At 32.5% G+C, this 19,722-nt stretch carries 18 protein-coding genes; 5 read left to right on the top strand and 13 right to left on the bottom strand.

What is annotated here, in order from left to right; all coding sequences use genetic code 11:
• Positions 1-76: 76 nt before the first annotated feature.
• Complete coding sequence (gene upp, locus IRZ80_RS15600; RefSeq protein ID WP_194642508.1) at positions 77-730, top strand: uracil phosphoribosyltransferase; 654 nt, start codon at positions 77-79, stop codon at positions 728-730.
• Here upp and IRZ80_RS15595 read toward each other — a convergent pair.
• Entirely contained in the window at positions 725-1,654 is a 930-nt protein-coding gene (locus IRZ80_RS15595) for a DUF6427 family protein (RefSeq protein WP_194642507.1), read from the bottom strand. The genes upp and IRZ80_RS15595 overlap by 6 nt on opposite strands.
• A 146-nt stretch (positions 1,655-1,800) precedes the next feature.
• Here IRZ80_RS15595 and IRZ80_RS15590 point away from each other — a divergent pair, with 146 nt between their 5' ends.
• Positions 1,801-2,040 (top strand): DUF6341 family protein, encoded by a 240-nt coding sequence (locus IRZ80_RS15590; protein WP_194642506.1) that lies wholly within the window; start codon positions 1,801-1,803, stop codon positions 2,038-2,040.
• A 68-nt stretch (positions 2,041-2,108) separates the two neighbouring features.
• Here IRZ80_RS15590 and purD read toward each other — a convergent pair whose 3' ends face one another.
• The gene (gene purD, locus IRZ80_RS15585) at positions 2,109-3,383 is read right to left on the bottom strand and encodes a phosphoribosylamine--glycine ligase (RefSeq protein ID WP_194642505.1); all 1,275 of its coding nucleotides are present in this window, start codon (positions 3,381-3,383) and stop codon (positions 2,109-2,111) included.
• Positions 3,384-3,518: 135 nt separating this feature from the next.
• Between purD and IRZ80_RS15580 the strand changes: the two genes are divergently transcribed.
• Positions 3,519-4,829 (top strand): phenylacetate--CoA ligase family protein, encoded by a 1,311-nt coding sequence (locus tag IRZ80_RS15580; protein ID WP_194642504.1) that lies wholly within the window; start codon positions 3,519-3,521, stop codon positions 4,827-4,829.
• A 113-nt stretch (positions 4,830-4,942) separates the two neighbouring features.
• Complete coding sequence (locus IRZ80_RS15575) at positions 4,943-5,470, top strand: ORF6N domain-containing protein (protein ID WP_194642503.1); 528 nt, start codon at positions 4,943-4,945, stop codon at positions 5,468-5,470.
• A 2-nt stretch (positions 5,471-5,472) separates the two neighbouring features.
• Here IRZ80_RS15575 and IRZ80_RS15570 read toward each other — a convergent pair whose 3' ends face one another.
• From IRZ80_RS15570 to IRZ80_RS15560, 3 genes are read right to left on the bottom strand one after another with little or no spacing between them, the layout of a single operon-like run.
• Entirely contained in the window at positions 5,473-6,243 is a 771-nt protein-coding gene (locus IRZ80_RS15570; protein WP_194642502.1) for a glycosyltransferase family 2 protein, read from the bottom strand.
• Between the two features lies 1 nt (position 6,244).
• Positions 6,245-7,597, bottom strand: coding sequence for an exopolysaccharide biosynthesis polyprenyl glycosylphosphotransferase (locus IRZ80_RS15565; RefSeq protein ID WP_194642501.1), 1,353 nt, complete (start codon positions 7,595-7,597; stop codon positions 6,245-6,247).
• Positions 7,597-8,580 (bottom strand): UDP-glucuronic acid decarboxylase family protein, encoded by a 984-nt coding sequence (locus tag IRZ80_RS15560; RefSeq protein ID WP_194642500.1) that lies wholly within the window; start codon positions 8,578-8,580, stop codon positions 7,597-7,599. Before IRZ80_RS15560 ends, IRZ80_RS15565 begins: the two co-directional genes overlap by 1 nt.
• 212 nt (positions 8,581-8,792) lie before the next feature.
• Here IRZ80_RS15560 and IRZ80_RS15555 point away from each other — a divergent pair, with 212 nt between their 5' ends.
• Positions 8,793-9,890: a glycosyltransferase gene (locus IRZ80_RS15555; protein ID WP_194642499.1), complete on the top strand. Its 1,098-nt coding sequence runs from the start codon at positions 8,793-8,795 to the stop codon at positions 9,888-9,890.
• On the opposite strand, the gene IRZ80_RS15550 is transcribed toward IRZ80_RS15555, so the two are convergent.
• The 8 genes from IRZ80_RS15550 to IRZ80_RS15515 all read right to left on the bottom strand — a co-directional run bounded on the left by IRZ80_RS15550 (position 9,838) and on the right by IRZ80_RS15515 (position 19,713).
• Positions 9,838-11,139, bottom strand: coding sequence for an O-antigen ligase family protein (locus IRZ80_RS15550; protein ID WP_194642498.1), 1,302 nt, complete (start codon positions 11,137-11,139; stop codon positions 9,838-9,840). The two genes, IRZ80_RS15555 and IRZ80_RS15550, sit on opposite strands and share 53 nt — an antisense overlap.
• On the bottom strand, positions 11,111-12,175 hold the full coding sequence (locus IRZ80_RS15545; RefSeq protein ID WP_194642497.1) for a hypothetical protein: 1,065 nt from the start codon (positions 12,173-12,175) through the stop codon (positions 11,111-11,113). Before IRZ80_RS15545 ends, IRZ80_RS15550 begins: the two co-directional genes overlap by 29 nt.
• Positions 12,176-12,193: 18 nt before the next feature.
• Positions 12,194-13,504, bottom strand: coding sequence for an MATE family efflux transporter (locus tag IRZ80_RS15540; RefSeq protein ID WP_194642496.1), 1,311 nt, complete (start codon positions 13,502-13,504; stop codon positions 12,194-12,196).
• A 25-nt stretch (positions 13,505-13,529) separates the two neighbouring features.
• A complete protein-coding gene (locus IRZ80_RS15535; RefSeq protein ID WP_194642495.1) occupies positions 13,530-14,519 on the bottom strand; it encodes a hypothetical protein in 990 nt (329 codons plus the stop codon).
• A gap of 9 nt (positions 14,520-14,528) precedes the next feature.
• The gene (locus tag IRZ80_RS15530; protein ID WP_194642494.1) at positions 14,529-16,208 is read right to left on the bottom strand and encodes a DUF6909 family protein; all 1,680 of its coding nucleotides are present in this window, start codon (positions 16,206-16,208) and stop codon (positions 14,529-14,531) included.
• A 123-nt stretch (positions 16,209-16,331) separates the two neighbouring features.
• A complete protein-coding gene (locus IRZ80_RS15525; protein WP_194642493.1) occupies positions 16,332-16,913 on the bottom strand; it encodes a DUF4276 family protein in 582 nt (193 codons plus the stop codon).
• A 3-nt stretch (positions 16,914-16,916) separates the two neighbouring features.
• The gene (locus IRZ80_RS15520) at positions 16,917-18,119 is read right to left on the bottom strand and encodes an AAA family ATPase (protein WP_194642492.1); all 1,203 of its coding nucleotides are present in this window, start codon (positions 18,117-18,119) and stop codon (positions 16,917-16,919) included.
• A 103-nt stretch (positions 18,120-18,222) separates the two neighbouring features.
• The gene (locus IRZ80_RS15515) at positions 18,223-19,713 is read right to left on the bottom strand and encodes a GH3 auxin-responsive promoter family protein (RefSeq protein ID WP_194642491.1); all 1,491 of its coding nucleotides are present in this window, start codon (positions 19,711-19,713) and stop codon (positions 18,223-18,225) included.
• Positions 19,714-19,722 lie beyond the last annotated feature (9 nt).

Here is a 19,722-nt window from a genome sequence, read left to right as displayed (position 1 = left end):
TAGAAACACAAAGATACTTTTTATACTTTTGATAGTATAAAAAAACGACACAAATTAAATTTCTAATCACAATTCCATGGAAATTCATTATTTATCGGAGAAAAATAGCGTGCTGAATCATTTTTTAAGTCAAATCCGTAATGTTGATATTCAAAAAGACAGTATGCGTTTTCGCAGAAACATAGAGCGTATCGGCGAAATTATGGCTTACGAAATGAGTCAGTCTTTTCAATACAAAGATGTGGAAACTACAACCCCTCTTGGCATTAAAAAAACTACTGAAATTTCTGATCAGCTGGTTGTATGTTCTATCCTGAGGGCTGGATTAGCTTTACACCAAGGTTTTTTAAACTACTTTGACAATGCAGAAAATGGTTTTATTTCGGCCTACAGACATCATCCCAATAATGATGATTTTTTTGAAATTCATTTAGATTATCAGGCAGTTGCCGATTTTAACGGAAAAAATATTTTGCTGGTAGACCCTATGCTTGCTACCGGACAATCTATTGCTGCCGTTTTTAATAAATTAACCGAACGGGGCACTCCCAAAGAAATCCATATTGCTGTAATTATTGCCGCTCCTGAAGGCGTTGCTTATCTAAAACAAAATTTACCAGATGTATGCCATCTTTGGATTGCTTCACTCGATGAAAAACTTAATGATAAAAGCTATATTGTCCCTGGATTGGGTGATGCCGGCGATCTCTCTTATGGAACCAAATTATAACTGGGAGAAAAATGCAAATAAACTGCATGCTAAAAGCACAAATAACACAATTTCTTCTTTCAGTTTAGGCTGCGATATTTCGATATGAGATGTTGACAGAATCGCCAATGGCGCAAATGTAAAAACCAGTGTTTCATTGCTTTTATTGGCAGATAGAACAAAAACTAAAATTCCGATAAAGAATGATGCAATAACTTTTTTATAAGATGAAAGCAGCACCAAAGGTCTGCTCGATAAGGTGGAAAAAGTCGAAATTATAAAAAACAATGCCACAGTAATGTATATAGAAAAAGAGGCGTTTTGATAATTATTAGTGAAATAATCAATGTCAAAATCTATTTGGCTGCTCTCTTTTAAAAATGCAATGCTGTTTATATCAAAAATTAAAGAGCAGGCAGCAAATAAAATAGACACAGCAAAAAGAGCTATAAATGGAATAACCCAATTTCTATAATCACTGGAAACATGAAATATGACCGATATAAATACCAAAAGGATATATAAAATACTCCAAAACTGAAATAAAGCTGCAATAAAAATCCACAATGAAGCATCAAAAAGCTTCTCTTTTGATTCTTTCAGCGTCTGCAGAGAAACAAGTCTTCGAATGGCTAAGAGAACAAAAAAATTGGATAGAATTAAATTGGGATTGCTGAATAAATCTGGAAAAAAAATCAAGTATAAAAAAGCGAAAAAAGCCGTGTAAGTACTGTCCCTGCTCAGTCCATTCTTTTTGGATATAAAACTAGTAAGAAAAACGGTTGCAAATAAAATCAGAAATAAACCGGTTTTTTGAAGAATAAGAATAACAGAATTAGTCCAAGTTACATCTTGAATTTGATATAGAAAAAAGAAAACCAGCATTAAAATAACAACCAAAGAAAAATTAAATGGTGTAGATTTTCTAAAAACACTTGTTATCATAAGGATATTTTATACTTTTGTGACTGTAAATATAATACTTGTTTAAAAAGGAATTAGGCAAGATTAAAAAAGATTCTGATGAATTCTTTTTTTTAACGTTCAAAATTCCAAAACAAAAAATAATAAAAAAATTAAAGAGATATATTATGACATCATTTTTTGAAGGAATTCAATACTTATTCGTAAATATTTTATTCGCTCCCTTAGACTTTTTGCGTTCATTAGAACTTAAAACTTGGTTTGGTGCCAATACTATCAACTGGATCTTTATGATTATTTGTGCAGTTGCTATCGTTTATTGGATTAAACAATTGAAATTACAAAAAGAAAACGGAGAAGAATATCAAGATACTACAGCACATTCTTTTTTGGGTGACGAAAAATAATCTCCAATCCAAATAAAAATTAAAACACGAATTAAACTTTTAATATTGTTCAATTCGTGTTTTTTATTTTAGATTAAATCGAAACCTATATCTTTTCTGAAATTCATTTTTTCAAAATGCAGTTTATTTACATTTTGGTATGATTTATTCAGGGCTTCCTGAAAATTATCTCCATAAGAAGTAATTGCCATTACCCTTCCGCCATTTGTCACCACGTTTCCATTGTCTAATTTGGTTCCCGCATGAAAAACGATAGAATCAGTTACTGATTCTAAACCTGAAATTACTTTTCCTTTTTCGAAATCCTCAGGATATCCGCCAGAAACCATCATAACAGTCGTTGCACTTCTTTCATCCACTTCAAGATTGAACTCGTCCAGTTTTTCATTGGCAACAGCCAAAAACAATTCTACTAAATCCGATTTTAATCTTGGAACAACTACTTCCGTTTCCGGATCTCCCATTCTTACGTTATATTCGATGACAATTGGTTCGTTATTAACATTGATAAGTCCAATAAATACGAAACCTTTGTATGCGATTCCATCCTTTTGAAAACCTTCGATAGTTGGTTTTACAATACGGGTTTCAATTTTTTCCATCAAAACAGCATCCACATAAGGAACTGGAGAAACAGCTCCCATTCCGCCTGTATTCAAACCTGTGTCTCCTTCGCCAATTCGTTTGTAATCTTTAGCAGTTGGAAGAATTTTATAACTTTTCCCATCTGTCAAAACAAAACAGCTTAATTCGATTCCGTCAAGAAATTCTTCGATTACTACTTTAGCACTTGCAGCGCCAAATTTTTGGCCAACCAGCATATTTCTTAATTCTGACTGCGCTTCCGCTAAATCCTGAATAATCAAAACTCCTTTTCCAGCTGCTAAACCATCAGCTTTCAAAACATAAGGAGGCTGTAATGTTTCTAGAAATTTACATCCTTTTTCAACCGTTTCAGCTGTAAAACTATCATAAGCTGCTGTTGGAATTCTATGTTTCATCAAAAATTCTTTGGCAAACTCTTTACTTCCTTCTAATGTTGCTCCAATTTTTGAAGGACCAATTACCGGAATATTTTTTAAATCCACATCATTTAGGAAAAAGTCATAAATCCCTTTTACCAAAGGATCTTCCGGCCCTACAACAACCATTTCTACATTTTCTTTGATAACCAATGCTTTTATAGCTTCGAAATCAGTGGCGCTGATGTCTATGTTTTTTGCAATTTGAGCAGTACCGGCATTTCCCGGTGCTACAAAAAGGGTGTCACAAAGCGGACTTTGAATCATTTTCCATGCAAAAGCATGTTCTCTTCCTCCTGATCCTAATAGTAAAATATTCATGGTGTAGTTTTATAAAAGTTGTGGTGCAAAAATAATCCGTTTTGAACGTAAAAAATAATTATATCCCAAAAAGTTGCCGTTTAATCCTCAATAGTGACGGCTAAATATTATTTTTGAAAAAATTTATTCCTGCAGATGCTAAAAATATTCAACCTGACACTAAAAATAAATGGTTTTCCAATGAAGGAAGCCAAAGCTGAACTGCAGAGAATTATTGTCATTCCAGAAGAAAATTTCGAACATTTTATTGAACAGAAAAAAGCAGAAATTGTCAATTTTCATTTAAAGAATAATCCGTTTTATGCAGCATTAGCGCAGACAGATTCGTTTAAAAACTGGTCTGATTTACCTATTTTGAACAAAACAAACCTGCAGAAACCTTTAGCAGAAAGGCTTTCTTTGGGTTACAATGAAAAATCGGTTTACCTCAACAAAACATCCGGTTCCAGCGGGCATCCTTTTGTATTTGCCAAAGATAAATTTTGCCATGCCTTGACTTGGGCTTCCAATATTTATCGTTTTGGCTGGTTCGGAATCGATTTTAATTCTTCCTATCAAGCCCGATTTTATGGTATTCCTCTGGATTTTATCGGAAACAAAAAAGAAAGATTCAAGGATTTTTTGAGTCATCGGTATCGGTTTTCCATATTCAATTTGTCAGACGAAGTTTTGGAAGGTTTTCTGAAAGATTTTAAAACCAAAAAATTCGACTATATCAACGGATATACCTCATCGATAGTTTTGTTTGCTAAATTTTTACAGAAAAAAAATATCATTCTAAAGGAAATCTGCCCAACTTTGAAAGTATGCATGGTCACTTCAGAAATGCTTTTTGAAGAAGACAAACTACTTTTGGAAAAACAATTTGGTATTCCAATAGTCAATGAATACGGCGCTTCAGAATTAGACTTAATTGCCTTTCAAAATCCAGATGGCGAATGGCAGGTGAATTCGGAAACACTGTTTGTGGAAATTTTGGACGACAATAACCAGCCTGTTCCCAACGGAACTTCTGGACGGATCGTAATTACTTCTCTTTTTAATAAAGCACATCCTTTCATTCGATACGATCTTGGTGACATTGGGATTTTGAACGAAAAAAGCACACTAAAGAAACCAATCCTCAAACAATTAATCGGCAGAACTAATGATGTGGCCATTTTGCCCAGCGGGAAAAAATCCCCAGGTTTAACTTTTTATTATGTAACCAAAAGCATTATAGAAGATGACGGAAATGTAAAAGAGTTTATCATCAAACAAATGAAGATAAACGCATTTGAAATTGAATATGTAAGTGATTATGAACTAAATAATGAACAAATCGAAAAAATAAATCAAGCTGTTTCCCTTTATTTGGAACCAAATTTACACTTTACTTTTATTCGTAAAACAAACTTAGAAAGAAGCAATCGCGGAAAATTGAAACAGTTTACTTCTCTTTTATAATGTAAATAAAATCGTATATTTATATTTTTGATTTAAAATTGGAGGTCACAAGTTGGGACTTCAAGATGTTCAAGGTCTCAAATTGTGACCTTAAAGAAACTAAAAAATAATATATGGAAAACGAAATTGTACTTTCTGAAGAATTGATTTCTAACAAAATTTATTTTATCCGGAATCAAAAAGTAATGATAGATAGAGATTTAGCATCACTTTATGGAATTGAGACCAAAGTTTTAAATCAAGCAGTAAAAAGAAATATATCCAGATTTCCTGAAGATTTTATGTTTGAACTTAATAAATCAGAGTTTGAAAATTGGAGGTCACAATTTGTGACCTCCAATTCAGATAAGATGGGTTTACGCCATTTGCCTTCTGTTTTTACCGAACATGGCGTTCTTATGTTGTCGAGCGTTCTGAAAAGCGACAAAGCCATTCAAACGAATATTCAAATTATGAGGATATTTACCAAAGTGAGACAGATGCTTCTGGACACCACAGAAATTAAAATTGACATTCTTCAAATTCAGAAAAAGTTGGAAAACCATGATAAGAATATCGAATTGGTTTTCTCCTATCTCGATGAACTGGCTGATAAAAAAGAAAATGAACAGCCGAGAACAAAAATTGGATACAAGAAATAATTCTAAATTTTCTTTACGTAAAACGGTTTTATTATCAATTGAGTAAATAAAAAACCAATCATAATAAACAGGGAACTTATATAATTGAACCCGTGAAACCTTCTGTAAACGGCAAAATTATGTTTCAATAAATCAACTTTCGAAGCTGATAAGGAATTGTCTCTAATACGATAAAAAGCCAGACTTTCGGCAACTGGTTTTGCATTTTTTACTTTCTTCAAAATGGTAAGCCACACCATCCAATCCTGCCGTTTTCGTGTAGTTGAAATAGCTATTTTTCCAAAATAATTTACATCATAAATTCCAGTAAGATTGCCAACATAATTACAAAAGAACAATTGATAATAGGAAAGATTTATTGGTGCTTCTACCCTTTTTTTTAACGGGTTTCCCTCTTCATTTATACAGTCATAAAAAGAGAATGTAAAAGGTGCTTTATTATCTTTCAGAAATTGAAGCTGTTTTTCCAGTTTTAAAGGCTTCCATAAATCATCCGCATCCAAAAAAGCGATATACTTTCCTTTGGCTTTTGATAAAGCAGTTTCTCTGGCAATTCCAGCTCCTGAATTTTTATCCAGCTGGAAAAAACGTATTCTCTCATCATTAGAGGCAAAATGTTCGATAATAGAAACGGTATTATCATTGGAACAATCATCAACAATAATCATTTCCCAATTTTGATAGGTTTGATGCCGCACCGATTGAATAGTGTCGGCAATGAATTTTTCAGAGTTAAACGAGGGTGTGATTATAGATATCAAAGAAGTTTCCATTTTAATACGCTTTTTGATCTCCTTTTAAAGCATTATAAACTGTGTAAAAAATGATTTTAAAATCTAACAATAGCGTCCATTTTTCGATATAAAAAATATCATACCGTACCCTATTGATAATATCTTTGTCAGTTTCAATTTCTCCTCGAAATCCCTTGGTTTGAGCCAGACCTGTTATGCCTGGTTTTATTAAATGGCGTACCATAAATTTATCTATTCGCTCTGCATACATATTGGTATGTTTTACCATATGCGGTCTTGGACCCACTACCGACATATTTCCAAATAAAACATTAAAAAACTGCGGTAATTCATCTATACTTGTTTTGCGGATAAATTTACCTACTTTGGTAATTCTGTTGTCGTTTTTAGAAGCCTGCTCAACATCTGCCAATTTATTTATCGCCATTGATCTAAACTTGAAACAATTGAACTCCTTATTATTCAAACCATTTCTTTTTTGTGCAAAAAACAGCGGCCCTTTTGAATCTAGTTTTATTATAATTCCCAAAATAGGGATTAACCAAGACAATATGCCGATTATAATTACTAATGAAAAAATTATATCAAAAGCACGCTTAATTATCTTATGCAGGGTATCGTCAAGAGAAATTTTCCGTTGTGAAATTACCGGAATATAATCATAATACTCAAAAACAGTATTTAAAGACAATAACTGTTTTTTACTTGGAATAAATTTGAGTGTTTTTAAATTATTGTCAGCAAATAAAATACATTCTTCAACCTGTTTACTGGACAAATCGTGCATAGAACAGTAAATTTCGTCAATATCATTGTTCAAAATAGAAGAAAAAATCAGACTGAAATAATCATCCTTATTTTGATTCAAATCAAACACTTCAATCAGTTTGTATCCATAATCTGGATTTTCTTCGAAAAAACGTTTCAAAGGCTTTACGCTGCTGTGCTTTCCTACGAGAACTACCCTTCTGGAATTTCTGCCAAATAGAATTCTGAATTTACGAAGGAAGAAATAAATAAACAATTTACATCCAAGTATGACTATTATCGATACTGATGTAAAAAGCAATATCGCATTCAACCTGTAGCTGTCGTGATAAAAATAAGCTATCGCAAAACAGCAAACAGTATAAATAGCCGCCTGCTTTAAAGTACAATTCAAAATTGTAGTCACTTTGGTGTAACGATAGACTTCATAAAAACCTAAATTAACTGCAATGACAAACCACGCACAACTGATGAAAAAAGCATAATAATCTTGAAAAACAGGTATACCCGAAAAATACGCTGTAAAAAAAATGATAATAATCAAATCTATTAAGCGTGAAAATGGTCTAATATAACCCGAGTATATTCCTGTTGTAGTCTTCACTAATTGATATACTTAGAGAAATCCTTGTGTTCTTCCTTGGATAGTTCTTCCTTGGATAATGATTTAAAATAGTCATAAGTAATTTTCATTCCGTCGGCACGATTTACTTTAGCTTCCCAGCCTAATAATTCTTTCGCCTTGGTAGTGTCGGGCTGTCGCTGTAAAGGATCATTTATTGGTAATGGATGATAAACTACTTTTTGGCTTGTTCCTGTCAATTTAATAATCTCTTCTGCAAAATCCTTAATTGTGATTTCGTCTGGATTTCCAATATTTACAGGATAAACATAATCTGAATGTAATAATCTAAAAATTCCTTCTACCTGATCATCAACATAGCAAAAAGAACGGGTCTGCATTCCGTCACCAAAAATAGTTAAATCTTCTCCCCGAATTGCCTGCCCAATAAATGCAGGAATAACACGTCCGTCATTAAGACGCATTCTAGGACCATAAGTATTAAAAATACGTACAATTCTAGTCTCTACTCCATGAAAAGTATGATAGGCCATTGTGATGGATTCCTGAAAACGCTTGGCTTCGTCATATACTCCTCTTGGTCCAATAGTATTTACGTTTCCATAATATTCTTCTGTCTGCGGATGCACTAACGGATCTCCATAAACTTCGGATGTGGATGCAATAAGAATTCTGGCTTTTTTTACTCTTGCTAATCCCAAAAGATTATGTGTGCCTAACGAACCTACTTTTAAGGTCTGGATTGGGATTTTTAAATAATCTATTGGACTTGCCGGCGAAGCAAAATGTAAAATATAATCTAAGTTTCCCGGAACATGGACAAACTTGGTAATATCATGATGATAAAATTCAAAATGTTCCAATTTGAACAGATGCTCAATATTTTTAAGATCTCCAGTGATAAGATTATCCATTCCAATTACATGGTAACCTTCTTTGATGAAACGGTCACATAAGTGAGAACCTAAAAATCCTGCCGCTCCGGTAATGAGTATTCTTTTCATAGTTATATATGCTGATTTTCACAAAATTTTAGCATTAAAAGCAAATATAGTAAAATATTTTACCTTTTTATTTTCTGTATTAATGATTAACAGAGAATGCTTCCTTTTCTGACAATCTAAATTTTTACTAAATTTTTTTAATTTTTGAATACACAAAAAAGAAGCATTTCATTTACTTTAGTATATTTTTGCTGCATTAAAAATTATTTAATTTGAAAGTTGTCCATATAATCGAAGCATTAGGAGGAGGCGTTTATACTTATTTCAAAGATTTGTCTGATTATTTTGGAGAAGATCAAATAAGAAAAGAAATTTCTACAACTATTATCTATAGCGGAAACCGCAAAGAAATTGACACTGAAAAAATCGGATCCGAGTTCTCAAAAGGAGTATCACTTATAAGAGTTGATATGTTTCGGGAGATAGCCCCTTTTCAAGATTTTAAAGCAGTACTTCAACTAAGGAAAGAACTTAAAAAACTAAACCCGGATATTATCCATCTTCACTCTTCTAAAGCGGGTGTTTTGGGAAGAATTGCTTGTTTTTTATTATTTAAAAGAAAAAAAACATTCTATACGCCGCATGGATATTCTTTTCTTAGAACAGATATTTCTTCTTTATCCAAAGATCTGTTTTGTTTAATTGAAAAAAGCTTTCCAAAACTATTTGGCAGTGTAACCATTGCCTGCGGAGATACAGAATATGAAATAGCAAAAAGAATCGGACAATCTCACTTAATACGAAACGGTATCAATATTGAGGAAATTCAGCGGCATCAATCATTTCATCAAAACGCAAAACTGACAATTGGTATTGTTGGACGTATCACATTTCAAAAAGCCCCAAATTTATTTAATCAAATTGCATTACGATTTCCAGATTTTAATTTTGTCTGGATTGGTGACGGGGAATTAAATGCTGCGCTGACTGCTCCAAATATTCGAATAACAGGATGGTCTTTGGATAGAAATGAAGTCCTAAAAGAACTCAATGCTATTGATATTTATATTCAAACCTCTGTCTGGGAAGGGCTACCTATAGCGGTTTTGGAGGCAATGGCTATGAAAAAACCGGTTTTAGCTACCAATATAATTGGTAATAAAGATATTGTTGTTCCAAATGAAACTGGTTTTCTTTTTAACAGCATTGAAGAACTAGATAACTATTTTGAACTGTTAACAAACGAGAAAACCCGAATCGAATTTGGCAATAATGCCTTAAAACGATGTTATGCTTTATTTGATAAAAACAAAAATTTCAAAGCCCTTTCAGATCTTTATCAGCAGTATTTTTCTGCATCCAATAACTAGCAAAAACAGACATCCACAATCCGCTGAAAGCGATTCCGTCAAAACGCAGCAAAAAATCATCGGTGAGATTGGAAGTGAAAAAAAGAAAAAAGAAAGAAAATACGATTGCATTTTTCAAATCAATTCCTAAATAACCAATAGTCCCAATATAAAGCAAAACTATAATTGGTCCCAATATTCCAAATTTTAGTAAATAATCAAGAAACTGATTGTGAGTCGGAAATTCATATTTAGCTAAAAAATGCTGCTTTGTCTGTTTAAAATACTTTACTAATTCTGGCTTTCCGTCTGAAGCTCCAACACCAAAAGGAAGATACTGTAAAGACAATTCCCATGCCGATTTCCAGATAGAAACACGTGTCACCAAAGAGTTAAAAACTTTGGCTTCTGGATTTTCAATTTCATCAAGCTTTCCTACTTTATCCATATAAGCAAAAGTCACCGAGGAATACTTCTCTTTCATATAAGGATTCTTTTGGACAAAAAAGAAAAACACCGTTCCCAATACCACAATTAAAATACCCAAAAGACCCAGTACTTTTCTATAGTTATATTTTCGAAACACTTCTCCGAAAAAAACCAGTATAAAACCAATTAATGCATTGAATAATGCCATTCTTGTATTTACAAAAAGAATAAAGAAAAAAGACAGCACAAAAACAAAACAATTAATCCATCTCAATACCTTTTGACCGTTTGTTCTAAATCCTTCCAAAACAAAATAAAGACAGCTGATTGAAACAAAAGCAAGATGCATATTCAGTGCCGGCGCATGAATTCCAATACTGTTGGAAAATGCATAACCCATTTCCCATAAATCAATTCCATTGAGATATTTATTCATCAGCTCTGGATAATAAATGACAAATCTAAAAAAGAAAAATAATAATAAAATAGTAGTTGCAATAGTATAAAACCGAAGGATTTTATAAAATCTTATTCTCTGATAATTACCTAAAATAAATACAGAAAAAACAAGCAGAGAACTGTATTTTTCTAATGATTTCAGTCCTTTCAAAAAAGAATCATTGTTCCAGAACATTATAATTTCTATCAATAAAGGAGAAGCAATAAGTACCATTAAAATTAAAGACTGTTTCGTATAATTGGTTTTTTTTACAAAAAGCAAATTAAAGATAGCAAACACTATAATCAACAGCGTGCATGGTTTCCTGAAAATCATGGTAATGGCCAATACTATTAAAAAACCATTGAATATTTTATTGAAGTTTTTTTCTGAAATGGTCATAGTATAATGCATAATAAATTAAAGGAAAAAGACCTATTTTATGCCGGACTGCCGATCCTAAATCGGGTTCAAAAATACCTTGAACAATAAAAAAGGCAAATAAAATAATCAAAGCCCAAAGTTCTTCTTTGTGATCTTTTCTTGATTTAATACATCTTGAAAAACGCACCAAAAGAATGTAAAATAAAAAAAGCTGCCAGATTACAAAAATTAAAATCTGAGGAGAGAAAATATGTTTTAATCCGTTAACAGGCACATTTACAGTGAAAAAACCATAAAATATACCAATGGTTTCACCATACCAGGTGTCTGGCTTTAGTAGTGGTATTATTATTGAATTGGCATCTGCAGATCCTATTCTTCCAATATTTACCACTTCTCTGCTCACTTGAGAAAAATAATTTCCTTCGACGATTCCATAAATTAACGATAAAAATATAGCTGCCAATAATCCATAAAAAACAGCTGCAAAAGTCTTATTCTTAAAATGAATTAAAATGGCTCCATACATAGCCACAGCAATAATCGGAATCAAAAAAAAGTATGGCCGATAAAAAATTCCAAAAAGAGCTAATAAAAAAAACACTGTAAAAAGTACCTTCCGAAAAGAGTTCTTTTCGCTTAGAAATAAGAAAATAATCAGAGAAATAAATAAATAGGTAATAAATTCTTTGGAAGGCATCGACATAAAAATTGCCGTCATAAACATACCCAAATAAACAATCCCGTTTTTTATATTTAATTTCTCGAAGCCGTTAGGAATTCCTATTTTATAAAGGACAAACATCAAAATTGGAAACTGAATCAATCCAATTATCGGATACGATAAATATCGTAAACCCGTTATTTTATAAAACAAAATGGTTAGCGGGTAACTCCCGATAAAACCTATTTCATGGCCTCTGTCTAACGCAATAATCGTTGCATCATAAAAAAACTTTTTGGGTAAAATATAAAATGAAAAAACCGCGACAGATAAATTGACTGCCACAAGAAGTAAAAATACAAATGAGCTTCTTTTAATTAGGGTTTTCATGTTGGTCTATAATTTTGCTTAATGCAAAAAAACGGTTACTTTATCTTTTCGATAAATAATAATTGCCGAAACAAAGTTCCAGAAAAAAGAACTCAAAACAAATGCAATAGCCGCTCCAGTCATTCCGTAAATTGGAATTAAAAAACGATTCAAAACAAAATTAATAATCACCGCAGTAATTAAAATAACCTGAAATGTATGTGATCTTCCCGTCATGTTCAGATAAACCGGAGCAGTCCCGAATGCTGAACAAACTCCCTGACCGATAATTAAAATCAAAAAAGCTTCTTTGGCTGCGATATACTGAGTTCCAAAAAAGGATAAAATATATTCTGAAAAAATACACATCAGTACTATTACGGGGAATGTTATTCCAAAAATTAACCGGACACTATTCCTGACCGCTTTCTTTAGTTCTATCAGATCATTATTAACAAAAAACGCTGCAATTTTTGCAGAGACCGTAATGTTTATCGTTAAAACTATTACCGAAACAATTGTCATTAATTTTACTCCTATAGAATAAAAAGCTACCGTTTCGGTATTTCGATATTTCTTCAAAAACATAATGTCAAAGCACATCAATAAAAATATTGCCATACCGCTGATGGCAATTGGATATGATTTTAAAAATACTTCTTTATGCGAAATATTTTGTGCTGTTAAAATTTTGGCGGTATCCTTAAAATAATAATAAACCAAAATAGAACTGATTAATGACAGTAAAACAAACCCAGCCAAAAAAACATCCGCCAAATAACTTTCTTTATGCCAATAAAACAAAATTATTGCTCCAATAATTAACGGAACATATTTGATAACATTCCGAAACAATTCGGCGACATATAATTTATCTAACGCTCTGAAAACTTCAGTGTTTAAAGTTGCTATTCCATAGAAAAATAAGCATGCTGCAGTTTTTAAAAATAACGGATAAACTTCCTCATCCGAAAAATAATTGTTTATTGTTTGTTCATTAATCAAAAAGATAACTATTAAAGCTGTCAAAGAGGTTACAAACAGCATTAAAACCATTTTGATATAAATACTTTTTAATTGGTCAAGAGCATTCTGAGCGGACAATCTTCCTTTAAAATATAAAATTGACTGATCAAAACCCAAAAGACAGATACTGCCGATTGCTAAAAGAAAAGAACGGACAAAATCATATTGTCCAATAATTTTTGCCGAATATGTCTTGGTTAGAAATATTGTGAAACCAAATAACGTTACCACACCCAAAACCCTCAAAATTAAAGTGATTAAACTTTGCTTAACAAAAGGATTTCTGCTGATCTGTAATAATCGTCCCTGAATTTTTTCTAACATATCTGATACTTCATACTCAAAAAATTTATTCCAAATTCGCTTTCACTTTCAGAGACTGTTTTTTATAAAAAGAATTGAATAAACTAAAGAAAACAAAAAGACCAATAAAAAGCAATGGTAAAATAAGGGTCAATTTTCCTCTAATCGCTTTATGATCTTTTAGATTTAAAACAATTCCTTTTTCTTTAATTATCTTATTGGTATTGTATTGTTCTATTTTTAATGTCCCTATTTGAGCAGACAGGGAATCTTTGGTTTTAACAATCCCGTCTAAATTTAAATTCTCGTTGTAATAAATGAGTTTTTCACTATTTGCATGGTTTCCGTAAGGGCCGGAAAATTGATTTAAAATCCCGTCAATTTGGGCAATAGTAGCTTCCTTGCTTTTTATTTTGTTTTGAATATTCTGTGAATTGATTTTTTTATAAGCCTCATAATAAGCACTGGAATTTAAATATTTCAAAATCGGTTCTATGCAGTTTTGGGCAGAAACAATGGCAGCAGTATTAATAATGATAGTATGAAGCACATAATTTTTACTTGTTGTTGTTTCCTTAACAATGGATTTTATATCTCCATTTTGTGCCATCAATTCTAACAAATCTATGTTTTTACCGTCCTTATTCATCAAATTATAAATATCAACAATAGGCTCAATAGTAATCGATCTTATTCCCGACGGATTTTGAATTCCAATAGATTTTAAAAATAAAGTGTCTTTTGAGGTAATTTTATCCTCCAAAAAATTGATTTTAGAATATAAATAATCCGTCGATTTAAAATTTGGTTCTACAATTATTTTTTGTTCAAAACGAGGACTTACTTTTTCCAAAAAATAACCGCCTCCAACTCCAATAACAGCTAACACAACAACAGCAATCACATTTTTTACAAAAAAACGAATTGCTCTAAACAACAAGGTATTAATCCATTCAAAGAAATCCCCAATTTTACTAAAAACCGTTAGTAAATCAATTTCTGGATTCTCTGAATTATTTCCTTTTCCTACACTCATGCTGTCTTTTTATTTTATATTGAAAATCTGTTCTAATATTTTAATTGTTATCAAATAGGTGGGTTTTACACCGGTCGTCCCAAGTCCTCCCGAAGCCAAAGTACTTCCAGTTTCCAATGGATTATCCGATGCATAATATGCATATCTCACTTTGATATCATACGGAACGCTTTTTCTAATTTTGGATGCTGCCTGAATGGCTTTCTGATAATAAGATCCTTCCATTTCAAGCCCGATAACTCCCCAAGTCGATTCATAAAAGAACTTTAATAAATCTTTGTTCTGCAATGATGTTCCAAGAACCGTAACCATTGGTCCTGCATAAATGGCGATGTCATTCCCTTCAAACATTTGTGGAGTCAATTCATTTTCGAAGAAATAATTATCAGCCGTTCCTTCATTGATATGAGCATTTGGAATCATAATATCTCCTTTTCCACCTTCAAGAATTCCCGCTTTACCCATAATAGAAACCGATTCTACCTGTAGCAAAGTGTCTTTTTTATAAGGTCTTAAAAGCTCATCGATTGTTTCATAAGCCTGTTCTCCAAAAGCATAATCCATAACAATGAGCACCGGTTTTTTCTCGGCTAAATCTGCCTTAGGAAAAGCTGTTTTTGACCAATCTATTTTGGCTGTATCAAAAATCTGAACATCTATATTAGTTCCCGAAGTATCAGGCAAAAAAATCATTCCTTGTTTTAATGCCAAAGCTTCTACCTGGCTTCGCACTTCATTGGCACCAGATTTACTTAATTCCTCATAAATAAAGAAATCCGATTTGTCTTTGAATTTTGATTTTAAAAGCGGTGTTGCAAAAATAGAATTCATCACGGAATGCATATTGGCACTAATCACATGAATAGGTCTGTCCAGCAATTGATTGTTTTTCAAAACTTCCTTGATGTTGTTTGCCCAGATTTCACCGTGAATGTGGTGACCCAGACGCTCTCTCAAAACCGGACTGAAAGTAATCGTTCTTTTCTGGTTATCATTAACTTCTTCGATTGCTAATTTTCCAAGCCAATAAATTACATGCAGGAAACGATCAGGGGCTGTATCTGTCCCAAAATCATCATAAATATTCAAAACTTCCTCAAATGTTCTTCCCAGAATGTTGGCAGCATGAGAAATCGCTTTTTCTTTTTCTACCAAAGTGAGTTTTTTGGTTTGGGAAACTGCTGCTTCCAGTTTAATCCAATCACGGGAAACTTCACCAACCTCATCCTGTAAAACTCTGTCCTTGATTTTATGAGATTCGATAAATATAAAAGTTAAGTGAGTCAGAATATCATAAATATCAGATCGTCCTCTGGTTATTTCAACATTCATCTGCTCTTCATCGATACGGTAACAGTTACGGCGTCTTTTTGGCGGCACTATCGCTTGAAAATGAGATTTAGAATACCCTTCATCCGATGTAAGATTAATAAAACGGCATTCTTCAATTCCTATCGGAAGACGTTCTATAACATATAAAAGACCATTCAATTCTACTTTCTCCTCAGCTATGTTTCCATAAATCTCAGGTCTTAGTGCCAATAAAGCTTCTCTCAGAGTATCTCCAGAAACTCCCATCGGTTTATAAAATCCTCTATTAAAAAGATGACGCATCGTAATGTACATTTTTTCAATTGCCGCCGATGATTCATGCGCTCTGGATCTGGATATATTTTTTGCGTCTTTCATGCTGTTTTATTTTAATACTTTCAAATGTAAGGATTTTATACTTTTATATTTTCTGCATTCTTTCTAAAAAACCTTCTTTCAATTAGGATCAAATGATAAATCAAACCTTTTTAAATTTTATAACTAATCTTTTACTGTCTCAAAAAAACGTATTAAACCACTTATTGTTTGTTGAAAACTTTCAGATTTATTAGTTTCAACATTTATAAATGGCGCTATTTTTTTTGCCCCTCCTACTTTCTGAAAATCTGGCACTATTTTTTTTATCTCATCAAAAGCATTACAGTTATCTGGTATCCTAAATTTTGATTTATTTATATAATTTTGATACTTAAAGCTTGGATAAGCTCTATTTACAGCTACAAAATCACCAAGATACCAAGACTCAAGCTCTCTACATATTATTCTTACTAATTTAGGACAATCTCCATTTTGACTACAACTATCTAATAGTTTCTTCTTAAGTATTTTGCAATCTGAACTGTCTTGATCTTGCATAATAACAACACCAACTGGTTCATGATTCCAATTACTTAAAAATTTTACTTTTGATGGTATGTTTTTCTGTAAATCATTTTTCCCTTCGAAACTTCTAATAAAATAATTCTCATTTAAATTCCATTGATTATCAAGAACATTTGGCAATAAAATGGTTAAAAATTCTTTCATTGATGGTTCTTCGACTAATATCTCTATTCTCGCCATAAATTAATTTTTAGGTCCACTACCAATAAAATATCCCTGTTTCCATAAATAACCAAGTTTATCACCATCATTAAATAAATTGGATATTGCATTATCATCTAATGCTCTTTTTATACTTGTAAAGCCTTTGTCTTTATTCAACCAAAAAAGTTCATCTAATTCTAAAGCATTTACAAAATCTGGTGAATGTGATGAGATAAACACTTGCCCGCCTCTATTAGCATAATCCCGAAATTCCTCCGCTAATTCAATCAAAAGTTCAGGATGTAAATAATTTTCTGGTTCTTCTATACATAACAATGGGTGCGGTTTTGGATCGTTGAGTAAAACCAAATACGCAAACATTTTAATAGTTCCATCGGACACAAATCGAGAAATAAAGGGGTCTTTAAAACTGCCATCGCTAAATTGCAAAACAATTCGTCCATCTATGGTTTCTGTAGCTTCAACTTTATCTATACCTGGGACTCTTTCTTTCATTTTATCTAAAATCTTTTGGAAAGTATCCGGATAGTTTTCATATATATATTTGGTGACCTGAGCTAAATTATCTCCCGAAGTTGATAAATGCTCACTCAAGCCCGTGTCTTCAATATTTTGAGCCGCTTGGATTTGAAAATTAGAAACATACCAATTTTCTAGTAATCTTCTAAATGAACTAATAGCATTAAATTTTTGAAATTGACCTAACCCTTTTATTGCTAAAATATCAGGACTATCCAAAGTTTGCTCTTCTCTTTGTTCTTTAAATTCTTGTTTAGCACTTTCAAATTCACTTTCATTTACAATTGCATTTCCCTTACCATAAGTAAATTCTAAAAACCTATATGGTCTCCCTCTATTTCCTCTCCTATAACTCAATACTTCTTTTGACACAACTGGCATGTTTGTTTCTCCTAAACAAACAGAAAGTTCATACGTAATTAGAGGTTGCTTTTTTCCATCAATATCAGGATTTCTAAACTTTATTTCAATTTCAATATCACCAACTCCATTTCTTGAATAAACTTCTTTATAGCCGCCTCTTTTATTAAGTGCTGTTTTTACGTTACTTTTAAGTGCATCACTCAAAAAACCGAATACTTCAAAAAGTGTAGATTTTCCTGCTCCATTTGCTCCGAGAAAGACACACATATTTGGTAAATCTCTAATTTCGGTATCTTGGTACACTTTGAAATTTTTTATTCTTATTTTCTCGATTTTCATTTTTATAACTTTTTGTTTAAATATACTTCAAAAATTTTAATGAAGAATATTATTTTATACCAAAGCATTCAATTACAAATAAATGCTATTAATCTTTGCTATCCTAAGAGTTTTTTTTTAATAAACCCACAATACTCCTATCATTGCTCAATCTCGGAATTTTATTCTGCCCGCCCAATTTTCCAATCGATTTCATGTATTCCTGAAAACCATTTTTAACGACTTTGGTAACGACTAATTTTTTCAAAACATGGCCTACAATCAAATCATCATAATAAATATTCTGTTTGCGCATCGCATTATCCAGCGCTTCCGCAAAAGAATTAAAATCCTCAGGTTCGTTCTCAAACTCGATAAACCATTCATGATAAGGTAATCCTTCAGAAGACGTAATTTGTGGTGCAACGGTAAATTCATTGACTCTTACGCTGGTTCCTTCCATTGCTTCCTGCAAAGCGTGTTCCACTTCTTTCCCGATAACATGTTCTCCAAAAGCAGAAATATAATGCTTAATTCTTCCCGAGACAATAACACGATAAGGCTTCAATGAAGTAAACTGAACGGTATCCCCAATATTGTATCCCCAAAGCCCAGCATTGGTAGAAATAATCAGAACGTAGTTTATTCCCAATTCCACTTCGCCAATCGTATATCTCTTTGGGTTTTCCAAATAAAATTCATCCGCTTTTATAAACTCATAAAAAATTCCCGAATGCAGCAACAGTAACATTCCCTTTTCTTTTTGGGAATCCTGATAAGCAAAGAAACCTTCCGAAGCTGGAAACAGCTCAATGCTGTCTACTTTTCTTCCTATAAGGTTTTCAAATTTAGCTCTATACGGTTCGTAGTTAACACCACCGTAAATAAACAGATTAAAATTTTTGAAAATATCCCCAACAGGCATTCCTGCTCTTTGCTGCAGTTTTTCAAAATACATCTGCACCCATGACGGAATTCCCGAAATCACGGTCATGTCCTCGTTCATCGTTTCCCCTACAATTGCATTTACCTTGGTTTCCCAATCTTCAATACAGTTGGTTTCCCACGAAGGCAGGCGGTTTTTCTGCAGGTATTTTGGAACAAAATGCGCCACAATTCCAGATAATCTTCCTAATTTTATTCCGTTTTTTTCATCCAGAATGGGGCTTCCCTGCAGAAAAATCATTTTTCCGTTTACAAAACTGGCATTTCCAGTTTCATGTATATAATGCAAAATCGCATTTCGCGCCGCTTCGATATGATATGGCATTGATTCTTTGGTCAGCGGAATGTATTTGGCTCCCGAAGTTGTCCCCGAAGTCTTGGCAAAATACAATGGTTTTCCTTTCCAAAGAATATTTTCTTCTCCCTTAACAACTCTATCAACATACGGTTTCAAGGCTTCATAATCCCGAATAGGAACTTGATTGGCAAAATCTTCAAATGTCTTTATTTGGGCAAAAGAATGGTCTTTACCAAATTCAGTCTGCCTGGCTTCCTTTATTAAATTTAAAAAAACTGCTTTCTGAGTTTCAACAGGTGAACTGGCCCAGATTTGTGTTTTTTTATATATTCTTTGGGCAAATATTTTTGCCGCAAGTGATTTTAGTGACATTCTGTTGGA

Origin of the sequence: Flavobacterium sp. HJJ, from assembly GCF_015351475.1 — a bacterium.
In the GTDB taxonomy this organism is placed as follows: domain Bacteria; phylum Bacteroidota; class Bacteroidia; order Flavobacteriales; family Flavobacteriaceae; genus Flavobacterium; species Flavobacterium marginilacus.
The sequence above is the reverse complement of the archived record's forward strand: the minus strand, read 5'-3'. Positions and strand labels throughout refer to the sequence as shown.

What these genes read in the sequence shown, in the direction of transcription:
- IRZ80_RS15575 (WP_194642503.1), top strand. Translation starts at nt 4,943, where the DNA reads ATGGAAAACGAAATTGTACTTTCTGAAGAATTGATTTCTAACAAAATT.
- IRZ80_RS15545 (WP_194642497.1), bottom strand. Translation starts at nt 12,175, where the DNA reads ATGAAAACCCTAATTAAAAGAAGCTCATTTGTATTTTTACTTCTTGTG.
- IRZ80_RS15530 (WP_194642494.1), bottom strand. Translation starts at nt 16,208, where the DNA reads ATGAAAGACGCAAAAAATATATCCAGATCCAGAGCGCATGAATCATCG.
- IRZ80_RS15515 (WP_194642491.1), bottom strand. Translation starts at nt 19,713, where the DNA reads ATGTCACTAAAATCACTTGCGGCAAAAATATTTGCCCAAAGAATATAT.
- IRZ80_RS15520 (WP_194642492.1), bottom strand. Translation starts at nt 18,119, where the DNA reads ATGAAAATCGAGAAAATAAGAATAAAAAATTTCAAAGTGTACCAAGAT.
- IRZ80_RS15535 (WP_194642495.1), bottom strand. Translation starts at nt 14,519, where the DNA reads ATGAGTGTAGGAAAAGGAAATAATTCAGAGAATCCAGAAATTGATTTA.
- IRZ80_RS15525 (WP_194642493.1), bottom strand. Translation starts at nt 16,913, where the DNA reads ATGGCGAGAATAGAGATATTAGTCGAAGAACCATCAATGAAAGAATTT.
- IRZ80_RS15590 (WP_194642506.1), top strand. Translation starts at nt 1,801, where the DNA reads ATGACATCATTTTTTGAAGGAATTCAATACTTATTCGTAAATATTTTA.
- IRZ80_RS15540 (WP_194642496.1), bottom strand. Translation starts at nt 13,504, where the DNA reads ATGTTAGAAAAAATTCAGGGACGATTATTACAGATCAGCAGAAATCCT.
- IRZ80_RS15570 (WP_194642502.1), bottom strand. Translation starts at nt 6,243, where the DNA reads ATGGAAACTTCTTTGATATCTATAATCACACCCTCGTTTAACTCTGAA.
- IRZ80_RS15550 (WP_194642498.1), bottom strand. Translation starts at nt 11,139, where the DNA reads ATGACCATTTCAGAAAAAAACTTCAATAAAATATTCAATGGTTTTTTA.
- IRZ80_RS15580 (WP_194642504.1), top strand. Translation starts at nt 3,519, where the DNA reads ATGCTAAAAATATTCAACCTGACACTAAAAATAAATGGTTTTCCAATG.
- purD (WP_194642505.1), bottom strand. Translation starts at nt 3,383, where the DNA reads ATGAATATTTTACTATTAGGATCAGGAGGAAGAGAACATGCTTTTGCA.
- upp (WP_194642508.1), top strand. Translation starts at nt 77, where the DNA reads ATGGAAATTCATTATTTATCGGAGAAAAATAGCGTGCTGAATCATTTT.
- IRZ80_RS15560 (WP_194642500.1), bottom strand. Translation starts at nt 8,580, where the DNA reads ATGAAAAGAATACTCATTACCGGAGCGGCAGGATTTTTAGGTTCTCAC.
- IRZ80_RS15595 (WP_194642507.1), bottom strand. Translation starts at nt 1,654, where the DNA reads ATGATAACAAGTGTTTTTAGAAAATCTACACCATTTAATTTTTCTTTG.